This window comes from Bradyrhizobium tunisiense, from assembly GCF_042263385.1.
GTDB classification, from domain to species: domain Bacteria; phylum Pseudomonadota; class Alphaproteobacteria; order Rhizobiales; family Xanthobacteraceae; genus Bradyrhizobium; species Bradyrhizobium tunisiense.
In genome coordinates, this window is record NZ_JBHLEV010000002.1 from 412,913 (window position 1) to 425,019 (window position 12,107).

At 63.7% G+C, this 12,107-nt stretch carries 10 protein-coding genes; 7 read left to right on the top strand and 3 right to left on the bottom strand.

Features of this window, described 5'->3' with window-relative positions; translation table 11 throughout:
* Positions 1–953 precede the first annotated feature (953 nt).
* Complete coding sequence (locus tag ACFDR6_RS09255; RefSeq protein WP_212086723.1) at positions 954–2,429, bottom strand: FAD-binding oxidoreductase; 1,476 nt, start codon at positions 2,427–2,429, stop codon at positions 954–956.
* Between the two features lie 529 nt (positions 2,430–2,958).
* On the opposite strand from ACFDR6_RS09255, the gene ACFDR6_RS09260 reads away from it, so the two are divergent.
* The 6 genes from ACFDR6_RS09260 to ACFDR6_RS09285 all read left to right on the top strand — a co-directional run bounded on the left by ACFDR6_RS09260 (position 2,959) and on the right by ACFDR6_RS09285 (position 8,022).
* On the top strand, positions 2,959–4,368 hold the full coding sequence (locus ACFDR6_RS09260) for a TadE/TadG family type IV pilus assembly protein (protein ID WP_375858103.1): 1,410 nt from the start codon (positions 2,959–2,961) through the stop codon (positions 4,366–4,368).
* Between the two features lie 11 nt (positions 4,369–4,379).
* The gene (locus ACFDR6_RS09265) at positions 4,380–4,937 is read left to right on the top strand and encodes a TadE/TadG family type IV pilus assembly protein (protein WP_212086719.1); all 558 of its coding nucleotides are present in this window, start codon (positions 4,380–4,382) and stop codon (positions 4,935–4,937) included.
* Entirely contained in the window at positions 4,937–5,584 is a 648-nt protein-coding gene (locus tag ACFDR6_RS09270) for a TadE/TadG family type IV pilus assembly protein (RefSeq protein ID WP_212086717.1), read from the top strand. Before ACFDR6_RS09265 ends, ACFDR6_RS09270 begins: the two co-directional genes overlap by 1 nt.
* Before the next feature lie 207 nt (positions 5,585–5,791).
* Entirely contained in the window at positions 5,792–6,367 is a 576-nt protein-coding gene (locus ACFDR6_RS09275) for a peroxidase-related enzyme (protein ID WP_375858104.1), read from the top strand.
* Between the two features lie 105 nt (positions 6,368–6,472).
* The gene (locus tag ACFDR6_RS09280) at positions 6,473–7,279 is read left to right on the top strand and encodes a CoA transferase subunit A (RefSeq protein ID WP_375858105.1); all 807 of its coding nucleotides are present in this window, start codon (positions 6,473–6,475) and stop codon (positions 7,277–7,279) included.
* Positions 7,276–8,022, top strand: coding sequence for a CoA-transferase (locus ACFDR6_RS09285; protein ID WP_212086709.1), 747 nt, complete (start codon positions 7,276–7,278; stop codon positions 8,020–8,022). The genes ACFDR6_RS09280 and ACFDR6_RS09285 overlap by 4 nt, the downstream gene beginning before the upstream one ends.
* A gap of 868 nt (positions 8,023–8,890) precedes the next feature.
* Here the strand turns inward: ACFDR6_RS09285 and ACFDR6_RS09290 are convergent.
* Both ACFDR6_RS09290 and ACFDR6_RS09295 read right to left on the bottom strand, forming a co-directional pair.
* Positions 8,891–10,180 (bottom strand): MFS transporter, encoded by a 1,290-nt coding sequence (locus ACFDR6_RS09290; protein WP_375858106.1) that lies wholly within the window; start codon positions 10,178–10,180, stop codon positions 8,891–8,893.
* A 426-nt stretch (positions 10,181–10,606) separates the two neighbouring features.
* A complete protein-coding gene (locus ACFDR6_RS09295; RefSeq protein ID WP_212087366.1) occupies positions 10,607–11,377 on the bottom strand; it encodes an enoyl-CoA hydratase in 771 nt (256 codons plus the stop codon).
* A gap of 155 nt (positions 11,378–11,532) precedes the next feature.
* Between ACFDR6_RS09295 and ACFDR6_RS09300 the strand changes: the two genes are divergently transcribed.
* The gene (locus ACFDR6_RS09300; protein WP_375858107.1) at positions 11,533–12,066 is read left to right on the top strand and encodes a PaaI family thioesterase; all 534 of its coding nucleotides are present in this window, start codon (positions 11,533–11,535) and stop codon (positions 12,064–12,066) included.
* The last annotated feature ends 41 nt before the right edge of the window (positions 12,067–12,107 follow it).

Consider the following 12,107-nt stretch of genomic DNA (forward strand, 5'->3'; position numbering starts at 1 on the left):
TGGCGATCCGGTCAACGCGGGGAGGAGGAGCGCTCATTGGATCCTTCTTGCGCAATCCGACTTGGTTGCACGCCGCGAGCTTGACGCGCTGATCGAGCATTCGTGCGCTGCGAGTTAATCATCTCGGGCGCTACGTGTAGGCTATGAGATCGTGCAGTCGTGGCACGCGACCGCAGCCATTTTCAGCCGCGCTTTAGGCCCATTTCAGACAAACTGTTATTGGTTTCTCGTGTTCCGGGGCAGGGTCTCTCATTTGGAGTCCTTGCAATGTTCAAGCGAGTATTTTCTGCGTGCGTGCTCGTTATCCTGGGTTCTGTCGCTTCGGAAGCGCGCCCTTATCGCATTCATCAAGCTCCTGAATGCAACGTCACCATGCCCTGCGACTTCTCGTATTCGCAGACGCGACGCGAGCGGGCTTCCAGGCCCTCACTGGCTTCCAGATCTTCGCTGATTTCCAGGTCCACGCTGCAAGCGTACCGCTCGACACAACTGACAGTGACTGATGCTGGGGGCACGACCACGCCGGCGACCGTCTCCGGTGCTCACGGCGCTCGCGTTGTCGGTGGCCGTCCGGCCGGTTGTCCCTCCTCGTTCTGCGGCTGCGGCGCGGCTCTGCGCGTATTCGGCCGTATCGTCCCGGAATTGAATCTTGCGTCCAACTGGCTCCGCTTTCCGCGGACGTCACCCGCACCGGGAATGGTTGCTGCGCGACGAGGTCACGTTTTCGTCCTTGAGCAGCACCTCGGAGGCGATGTCTGGATGGCCTATGACGCCAACTCGGGCGGGCGCGCGACGCGAATGCACGCGCGTTCGCTGCGAGGGTATACGATTGTCAACCCGCGCGGCGGCTCGGTGGCTTGAGGGCAGCGGATAGCACTCTAAGAACCGCGGGCGGGTCGCAACATCTTTGCGGCCCGCCAAGGTTGAACAAATTGTTGGCGCCGGGAGCCCAATCACAGCCGGAGCACCTTGCCGGGGTTCATGATGTTCTGCGGATCGAGCGCGCGCTTGATGGTTCGCATGATGTCGAGTTCGGTCTTCGAGCGGTAGTGGCTGAGCTCGTCGAGCTTGTCGATGCCGATGCCGTGTTCCGCCGAGATCGAGCCGCCCATGGACGTGATGAGATCGTTCACGGCCCGGGTGATGGCGGCCTTGTATTGGGTCAGCGTCTGCTGATCCATACCTGATGGCCCCATGAACGAGAAATGCAGATTGCCGTCGCCGATGTGCCCCAGAGGATAGGGGCGAATGCTCGGGAGAATGTCGCGCACCGCCGCAAGGCCGAGATCGATGAACTCCGGAATCCTGGAGATGGCGACCGACACATCAAAGCTCAGCCCCGGCCCCTCGGCGCGGGACGCCTCGGCGACGCTTTCCCGGATGCGCCACATGTTCTGCGATTGGCTTCCGGTCTGGGCGATCACCGCGTCGATCACGCGCCCGGCCTCGAGCTGGTCGGCGAGGAATTGCTCCATCTTCGCCGCGATGCCCTCGGCCCCGTCCTGGCGCGCCCGCGAGGACGACCATTCGAGCAGCAGGTACCATGGCGTGTCCGCCCGGAGCGGATCCTGCGTGCCGGGAATGTGGCGGAGCACCATGTCGACGGCGGCGCGGCTCATCAACTCGCAGGAGCCGACATTGTCCTCGGAGGCGCTATGGGCTTCCGACAGGATCTCCAGCGCCGCGCGCGGATCCCGGATCGCCAGCCATGCGGTGCAGACGTCCTTGGGAGCCGGCCAGAGCTTGAGCACGGCCTTCGTGATGATGCCGAGCGTTCCCTCGGCGCCCATGAAGAGGTGCTTGAGGTCGTAGCCGGTATTGTCCTTCTTGAGCGCACGCAACCCGTCCCAGACCTCGCCATTGGCCAGCACGACCTCGAGGCCGAGGACCAGGTTGCGGGCGTTGCCGTAGCGCAGCACTTGCACGCCGCCGGCGTTGGTCGACAGATTGCCGCCGATCATGCACGAGCCCTGGGCGCCAAGGCTGAGCGGCAGGAACCGGTCGTGCCGGCTTGCTGTCTCCTGCAGAGCCTGCAGCACGCAGCCGGCCTCCACCGTCATGGTATAGCCGGTGGCATCGACGTCCAGCACGCGGTTCATCCGGCCAAGCGACAACACGATGCCGGTATGCGCGGGCCAGGGCGTGGCTCCGCCCATCAGGCCCGTGTTTCCGCCCTGCGGCACGATCGCGACCCCATGGTCGTGGCAGAGCCTGACCACCTTCGCGACCTCCTCGGTACTGCCGGGACGGACGACGGCTCCGGCACGGCCCACCAGCAGTCCGCGCCAGTCCGTCACGAACGGCTGCTTGCCGTGCTCGTCCTCGATGAGGCCCTTCTCACCCACGATCGCGCGCAGCGAATCGCGCATCTGGGAGGTCAGCGGAGCGGTTGGAATGATGGGTTCGGACGACGGACCGGCAGCCGGCATTTGTTTCCCCTGGCGCATCTTGGTGTGCACTGCGCACGTGACGTGCGTCGGAGCATTGTCCACGTTTGCGCCGTGGAGTCTAACGGCAATATGGCTCTACGCGGGCCCGGCTGAGCCGTCAGGGCTCTCGCGCTTTTCCTCATATGCGACAGCCCTGGGCAGAACCGGGCGAGCAGGGCGCCTCGCGCCGTTTCGGATTTTCTGTTTGGGCCGTGCCGCACCGGGGCCGGAAGCGGGCTCTGTCGGCAGGCGCAAATCGCATTTCCTCCGTTGTTCTACGGTGTTCTTGCTGCTTTACCGCCAATCTCCGCGGTCGCGTTTAAGCGACATTAATGATGCCTTCTCGATATGGGACATCTCGATCCGGAGCGGTCCGTGTTTGCGGATCGCCCGTAAGCGTTGGTTAAGACAGCCATCGACATATTCCAGCCCGTGAATGGACGAGTGTTGGGGGCGACCCCCGGTAATCTTCTTACGTCGATGTCAGGGAAAGGGCCGCTGCCCAAGGAAGGCAGCCAGGATGAACCTCATGCTCCGCCGTGCAGTGCTCTGTTTCGCGACAGACCGGAAGGCCAACGTCGCCATCATCTTCGCGCTGACGCTGGTTCCGATCGTCTTTCTGCTGGGTATGACGCTCGACTACACGCTGGCCGCGCGCAAGCGCGAGCAGTTGGACGCGGCCGCCGACGCCGCCGCAATCGCTGCCGTGCGGCCGGCGATGCTGACGCAGACCGACACCGCAGTGGTCAAGGCGACCGCGGAAGCTGTGTTCGCCGCGAAGGCGAATCTTCCCGGCCTGGCTTCTGTTCCGTCGCCGACCGTCACCGTCACCGATTCCGGTCTCGCGCGGACCATCACGGTTTCTTACACCGCGCAGTCCGTCAATAATTTTCCCGGCGTCCTCGGCAAGCAGACCTGGCAGGTCGGCGGCTCCGCGACGGCGCGAGCATCAAGCGCGCCCAACATGAACTTCTATATGCTGCTGGACGTCTCCCCATCGATGGCGCTTGGGGCAACGCAGGCCGACATCAACAACATGATCACGGCAACGAAGAACCAGCCGTCCTATGCTAGGAACTGTGCGTTCGCGTGCCATGAGGTTCATCCCAATAACCAGAACCCGAGCTCGTCGAACAAGGACAATCTCACCGTTGCACGCGCCAACAACATCACGCTGCGCATCGATCTCGTAACCAATGCCGTCAAACAATTGATGGTGGGGCCATGGACGTGCCCGCAATCGGGCGTTTCGGGCGGCGTCATGCAGTGCATGGCCGCGCTCAACAACACGACGTACAAGGCTGCCCTCTACACCTTTGACTACAAATTGAACACGGTCCAGACGCTGACGACGCCGACGACCGCTGGGACGCAGATCGCCAACATTCAGCTGATGCCGGTGGATCACCAGAACTGCGTCATCATCAACCAATGTTCCACCGACTACGGCTCGGACATCGCGGGCGGGCTCACGGGCGTCAACAACATCATGCCCGCGCCCGGCAGCGGCACCAACCAGGCCGGCGATACGCCGCAGGAAGTGGTATTTCTCGTCACCGACGGGGTCGAAGACAAGCTGATCCTGAAGTCCGCAAGCTGCGATCCGAACGCCACCTATCCGCTTCCGACCGTCGGCAGCACCCAAGTCCGCTGTCAGCAGCCGCTCAATACGGCGGCCTGCACGACGATCAAGAACCGTGGCATCCGCATCGCGGTGCTCTACACCGAATACCTGCAATTGCCGACCGACGGCTGGTACAACAGCCGTATCGCGCAGTTCAACAATCCGTCCTCGTCCACAGGCCAGATCGCTCAGAGGCTGCAGTCATGCGCCTCGCCTGGTTTGTATGCGAGCGTTCAGACCGGCGGTGATATTTCCGAGGCGCTGACGAACCTGTTCCTCAAGGTCGCGTCCAGCACGGCCAGCCTTGTGAAGTAGAGAGACGCGTCATGACCGGCCCAGCCGAGACAACAATGAGACGCCGCAATCGGTGCGCCGCATTCGCGCGGGACAGCAGGGGTGCCACGGCCGTGGAGTTCGCGCTGGTCGCCGCGCCGTTTCTCGCGCTCATCATCGCGCTGATCCAGACGTTTCTGGTCTTCTTCGCCCAGCAGATGCTCGAAACCGTCGTGCGCCAGTCGGGCCGCCTGGTCATGACCGGACAGGTTCAATCTGCGCAGATGAGCGAGGCGGTTTTCAAACAGAAGGTTTGCGACCAGATCGTCATCCTGTTCAACTGCAGCGGCCTGATGATCGATATGCAGGTGGCGACCTCGTGGACGTCGGCGAACACGGGAATGCCCGCCCTGACCTACGACGGGTCCGGCAAGGTCACCAATACCTGGCAATACAACCCGGGTAATGCCGGCGACATCGTCGTGCTCCGCGTCATGTATGTGTGGCCGGTCGTGCTCGGTCCACTCGGTTTCAACCTCTCGAACCTCAGCAACGGCAACCGGCTGATCATGTCGACCGCCGCGTTCCAGAACGAGCCAGGAGCTACCTGATGATCTCCGCCCTGACGTCTCGCGCCCGGCACCTGTTGACCGATGTCCGCGCCGTCGCAGCGACGGAGTTCGCCATCGTGACGCCGTTCATGCTGGTGCTCTATCTCGGTGGCGTCGAGCTCGGCACCGGCCTTTCCATGAACGTCAAGGTCAGCGCGACCGCGCACAGTGTCGCCGACATGGTCACGCAGAACACGCAGGTCAGCGAGGCCCAGATGGACGGCATCCTCGCGGCTGCCAGTGCCATCATGGCTCCATATCCCACCAAGAATGGCAGCACTCCCTTGATGACGATCACCGTCTCGGAAGTCTCGACCGACACCAGCGGCAACGCGACGGTGCGATGGAGCAAGTCGACCAACGCGTCAGGGGCGAGAACGCCGGGTGCCGCGATGACCTTGTCGGCCTTTACCGCCGCGGGCGGCACCAAGAATGCCAAGATCTCCCTCATCCTGAGCGAGGTGTCCTACGACTACAAGCCCAACCTCGGCGGCGCCATCGCGGGCACCATCAAGCTGTCCGACAGCTACTATCTGTTCCCGCGCTGCTCGACCAACTCTTCGAGCTTTCCCTTTTACGACATCAAATACGGACCGGGGGTGACCACCTGCACCTGCGTCCAGCACTTGCAGCAGAAGATCTGCTAGTCCCCGCCCGAGCCGGCAGGGCCCCCCAGCCTCCATTTTGCGCGAACTGAGCGTGCGCCGCGTCCCTCGACGCGGCGCTTGCGCGCCTCTTCATGATATGACTACTCAGAGGTAGGATTGCCCGTTGCGGACCCTCCCATGGCTGGCGCGGCGCGGAACGCGTGATCGTGGCGATTTCCATCGTCCAGCCCCAAGGATATTCACCTCATGACCCAGGCACTTGCCATCAGTCGCTTCCCCGTTCCTGATCTGGCCGACATGCCGGACGACATCCGGGCCCGTATCCTGGCCGTCCAGGAGAAGTCCGGCTTCATCCCGAACGTTTTTCTCGTGCTCGCGCATCGGCCGGACGAGTTTCGCGCGTTCTTTGCCTACCACGATGTGCTGATGGACAAGCCCGGCAATCTCACCAAGGCCGAGCGGGAGATGATCGTGGTTGCGACCAGCAATCTCAATCAGTGCCAGTATTGCGTCATCGCGCATGGCGCGATCCTGCGCATCCGGGCGAAGGATCCGCTGGTCGCCGATCAGGTCGCAGTCAATTATCGCAAGGCTGATATCACCGACCGGCAGAAGGCGATGCTCGACTTCGCCGTCCGCGTCTCGACCGAGGCCTACAAGGTGTCCGAAGCCGATTTCGCCACTCTGAAATCGCACGCCTTCACGGAAGAAGACATCTGGGACATTGCAGCGATCTCGGCCTTCTTCGGCCTCTCCAACCGGATTGCCAACGTCACCAGCATGCGTCCGAACTCGGAATTCTACAGCATGGGACGCGGCTGACCGAATCCGCATGTTCCCGATCGGAGGCAGCGCGGCCCAGGTGGTGCGAACGAATCCGGAAGTTGACCGTGTTCGATCGGCGTCTTGATTGGGAGCGGTGAGGAGATGACAGACTTCGTAACGCTGCAGAAGATGGCGGAGATGATTCCGTCGGGGTGCAAGCTCGGTTTGGCGCCGGACGACTACGGCGCGTCTCCCGGCCTGGTCCGGATGCTGATCGATCGAGGCATTCGCGATCTCCATGTCGTCTGTGCGCCGATCGGCGGCATGCAGGTCGATATGCTGGTCGGCGCCGGCGCCGTGGCAACGCTGGAGACGAGTGCGGTCAGTCTCGGCGAGGCGGGCGGTGCGCCCTGTTTCAACCGGGCTGTCCGCGACGGATCCATTCGCCTCCGCGACGCCACCTGTCCCGCCGTGTTCGCGGGCCTGACGGCCGCGGAGAAGGGAGTTCCGTTCATGCCGATCCGCGGCATCATCGGTAGCGACGTCCTGGAGAAGCGGGACGACTGGAAGGTGATGTCCAACCCGTTCGACGATGGCGAGAAGATCGTCGTGGTCTCCGCGATCCAGCCCGACATCGCCTTGTTTCATGCGCCCGAAGCGGACCGGTTCGGCAACGTTCGGCTGGGGCGTCGGCGCGAGGTGATGTTGCTGGCGCATGCGTCGAAGAAGGCCTTCGTGACTGTCGAGCGCATATCCGAGGTGTCGTTGCTCGACGACGAGAAGATGGCCGCCGGCGTCTTGCCCGCGATCTACGTGAGTGCGGTGGCGCAGCTTGAAAACGGTGGGTGGCCCACGGGGCTTTACGCCGAGTATCCCAGGGATGGGCAGGAGATCGAGAAATACGCGCGAGCGGCGCGCTCGCCGGAAGGATTTTTGGCCTACGTCCGGGAGGCCAGGAGCGTCGCATGAGTGAGGCGTGCACCAGCCGTGAGTTGATGATCTACACGATCTCGCGGCTGCTGAAGGGCGTGCGGCATGTTGCTGTCGGTCAATCGTCGCCGATGCCGGCGGCTGGAGCGATGCTGCTGCGTGCGATCAACCAGCGTGACGGACTGGAGCACGTGCAGGTCTCCATCCTCGGGTCGGTCAAGCACAACTCCTTCACCGGCGGGGCCGAGGAGCTGTTCGATTGCGCCGCGCAGGGGCGCCTCGACGCCTTCTTTCTCGGCGGAGGCCAGATCGACGGCCAGGGCAACATCAACCTCGTCGGCACCGGGGACTATCCGAACAATCCGGTCCGATGGCCCGGCTCGTTCGGCTCCGCCTACCTGTATTTCCTCGTTCCGCGCGTCATTCTGTTCCGTGAAGAGCACAGCCTGCGATCCCTGGTCGAGCGCGTCGACTTCGTGTCCGCGCCGGGCGTGACCGACGAAACGGTCTATCGGCGGGGCGGGCCTCATGCGCTGCTGACCAATGCGGCCTTGTTTTCCTTCGAGCGGGAGGCGGGACGTTTTCGCCTCGAGAGCACGCATCCCGGCTTCGATTGGCGCGACATTCGCGGCACGACGGGCTTCGCGTACGACAACGAGCGATGCGAGGCCACGACGCCGGTGCCGGACGAGGCGACGCTGGCTCTGATCCGGGGGCGGATCCGCGAGGAACTGCGCGAATGTTATCCGCAGTTCGCAGGCCATATGCCGGGTCCCGATTGAGGGCGGGCGCTATATGGCACATCACTTGTTGCCGCCCACGGCGCGCACGCCTCGTCCTTCTTGGTTCGATGTGCACTGCAGCCGCACACTCCTTCCCCGACAAGTCATTGATCTCTCATGCCTCGGCTACTGTGCATGGGGTTGTTTTCGCATTTTTGTTCGGGGGCCCGCGGCCGGAGGATCGGTCCATCGCAATCTCTCGTATCCCGATCATCACCCAATTCGAGAATTCGCTTTACAAGAATTCGGATTTGGCGTAGATGTCAACTATTCCGCCCGCCACAAGGGGCGTTTCGTGATCGTCACGAGACGCGGGCCGGGAGGCGGTGGCCGCGACGGCGTCGGCGCGCTGGGCAGCTTGCAGGGCGGGAATCCCGTGAGCAGCGGCACGCGCGATACGACACGGCGCTGACAGCGTCCTCGTTCGGCCGCGATGGCGAGCGCACGCCAGCGTCGCGGACAGGAGCTGAGGATGTGCGCGGACGGCAAAATCGTGTGGTCCTGACGCCCGGGGTCTGTGCGTCAAGTGTTGCGGTGATTGCGGCGGCCCAACCGGGTTCGCGCATCAGCCATCCGCAAGACGACGGGGGCAATAGTGCATCGCTCCCCGGGGAGAGCACGCCATAAGCCGTAAAACCATTCGCGCAGGGAAGGCCGGGCGTTCCGGCGTCACCTGTAGTCCACCCGGTGCGCATCTTGTTCGCACACGGGACCGCGGGTGCCAGCCGGCGCCCGGCCTTCCCTGCGCCCTTTCTCAAGAAGGGCGCAACGAAGAGAGCAAAGCTCGGGCGAAATGAGCCGCGAGAACGCGAAGATGTGTCTGCGAGCGAAGCGCGAGAGAATGCGACGATGCAGCTTGCTCCGCTGCTTAGGCCATCGCCGGCTGCGCCTTCGGCTGCCGCGACAGCGCCAGCACGATCAGCGCGGCGAACACGCAGAGCGCACCGGCAATGAAGAATGCAGGCAAATAGCTCTGATAGACCGTTCGCGACAAACCGGCGCCGAAGGCGGCCGCGCCAGCGCCGAGCTGATGGCCGGCAAAGATCCAGCCGAACACCAGATTGGCGCGCTCGGGTCCGAATTTCTGCGCGGTGATCCGCACCGTCGGCGGCACCGTCGCGATCCAGTCGAGGCCGTAGAACATCGCGAAGATCGAGAGGCCGTAGAACGAGAAATCGCTGAAGGGCAGGAAGATCAGCGAGAGCCCGCGCAGGCCGTAGTACCAGAACAGCAGCCAGCGGTTGTCGTAGCGGTCCGACAGCCAGCCCGATATGATGGTGCCGACGAAGTCGAAGACGCCCATCGCGGCGAGCAGGCTCGCGGCCTGCACCTGCGGGATGCCGAAATCGAGGCACATCGGGATCAGATGCACCTGCACGAGGCCGGCAGTCGATGCACCACAGACGAAGAACGTCGCAAACAGGATCCAGAACGTCGTCGATTTCGAAGCGTCGCGCAGCGTGCCGAGCGCAACGCCCGTGATCGAGCCATGGCTGACCGGCGGGGCGGGCAGGGGTGTGGTGCCTTCGTCGCCGAACGGGCGCAGGCCCAGATCGCCCGGACGGTCGCGCATCACGAGCAGGATGGCCAGCGCGGAGACGCCGAGCATGATGCAGACGAAGCCGAGCGCAAGCCGCCAGCCGTAGCGTTCGGTGAGGCTCGCCAGCAGCGGCAGGAACACGAGCTGGCCGGTGGCGACGCTCGCGGTCAGGATACCGATAACGAGCCCCCGCCGCGCGGCGAACCAGCGCGTCGCGATGGTGGCGCCCAGCACCATCGCGGTCATGCCGGTACCGAGGCCGACCACCACGCCCCACAGCGCAATGAGCTGCCAGACCTCGGTCATGCCGAGCGAGAGCAGCAGCGCCGAGACCACGACCAACTGCGCGATCAGCGTGACGTTGCGCAGGCCGTAGCGGTTGAGCAGGGCGGCCGCGAACGGCGCCATCAGCCCGAACAGGATGAAGCGGATCGACAGCGCGGAGGAGATCTCCGCCGTGCTCCAGCCGAACTCCTTCTGCAGGGGGACGATGAACACGCCGGGCGCGCCAACCGTGCCGGCGCTGATCAGCGCAGCGAGGAAGGTCACCCCGACCATCACCCAGCCGTAATGGATGTTGCGGCGGGACAATGCTGCCGCGAGCCAGTTCGAGATCATTGGGCCTCATTGTTCTTGGCGGATCCCGAGGGACCTGCGTCATCGTCCGAGCATGGCATGGGGAAGGGAAGTCTGAAATGACATACTTCCCTCAATTTCAGCCTTGGTCCGGATTTTTGCGCCAAGGCTCCTTTCGGTGATGAAATAGAATTATGATCATCATATGATGCGGTACGGAAAGAAGCAACCGCGCCAGGGATGAGAAATTGTCGTGGCTCCGATGAGATTTGGTCGGTCGAAGGGAGAGTTGGTGCCAACATCGAGGCTTCGGCGTCAACATGCCCGCGAAAGCGGGCAATCCAGTATTCAGAGGAATGCGTTGGCGAACTCGCTCATGCAGTTGGCGCTGCGGCATGCTGGATCCGCCGGTCGAGCCGGGGCATGAACATTCTCATCCTGGAAAGCCTCTTGCAGCAGCGAGGGGGTCTACCGCTTCCTGTTCACGAACGCCTGCATCAGCCGCGTGGGTTCATCTGTCAGGAACGACTCGCCGAACACTTTCACGCTCAAATTCACGGACTCCGTCAGCGGCAGTTCCTCCCACTGCCGCAGCAGCGCCTTCTGCGACCGCAGCGCTTCGGGGCCGCATGCGAGCAACGCGCTCACCACGTGCTCGACGGCCGCGTCCAATTCGCCCTCCGCCGCGACCTTGTCGACCAGTCCCCAGGCCAGCGCCGTCGGCGCGTCGATGTTCTCCGCCGTCATCACCAGCCAGCGCGCGCGAGCCCAGCCGATCAGGCGTGGCAAGAGCGCCGCGTGGATCACCGAGGGGATGCCGACGCGCACCTCCGGCATGCCGAAATGCGCATCATGCGCGGCGATGCGGAAATCGCAGGCCGCGGCGACCTCGAGCCCGCCACCGAGGCACCAGCCGGGCATGCGCGCGATCACCGGGGCAGGGAAGGCACGCACGGCTTCGCAGAGGTCGCGCAGGCGGCTGATGAAGGCTTCGGCCGATGTCTGGTCGAGCCTAGCCATCTCCTTGATGTCGGCGCCGCCGATCATGCTCTTTTCACTCTGGCCGCGCAGCACCACGACGCGGATGCTGCGGTCGGAGCCGAGCTGCTGCAGGCCTTCACGCACGGCGTCGGTCACGGGCGAGCCGAGGATGTTGAGCGGGCCGGCGTTGCAGATCGCGACATGGACGACGCCGCGCGCGTCGCGCGTCACGCCGCAGTGGGTGTTGAGCATTTCCATCGTGGCACTCGAAGCTTTCGTGGACCATGCGCGGGGCGCGCCGGTCATGATCACTTCCGGGGCGAAACGGCCGGCTTGTCAAGCGGATCCGGGGATGGAGTTGCCATCGCGAAGTCCGCACCATAGTATGATATAAATCATATAAAGAGGCTGACATGACCGATAGCGATCAACTCGACCTGTTTTCGCCCGCGCAGCGGCGCGAGCGCGTGGTGGAGTGGCAGGTGCCTGCGACAGTGGCGAAAGTGGCGATGGGCCTGTCGGGCATGGATGCTATGGAGGGCATTCGCGACGGCCGGCTGCCGCCGCCGCCCTTCGCGAAGCTGATCGGTTTCACGGTGGCGACGGTCGAGCCGGGGCGGATCGTCATGGAACTGGAGCCGCGCGAGGATCTCGAGAACACCATCGGTCTCATCCACGGAGCGACCGCCGCCGCGCTGCTCGATACCGCAATGGGCTGCGCCATTTCGACCCGGCTTGAGGCCGGCCGGAGCTCGGTCACTCTCGACCTGAAGCTGGCCTTCCTGCGCCCGCTCTCGGTCCGGTCGGGGCTGATCTCGGCCGAAGGGAAGGTGATCAAGCTGGGGCGGCAGACGAGCTACGCCGAGGGCTTCGTCAGGGACGGCAAGGGCGCTCTCGCGGTGCACGCAACTGCGACGTTTTCCATGATCGGAAGCAACTTAACATGAATTAATGCACCCATTTCGTCATTTGCGTGTTATGAGATGAC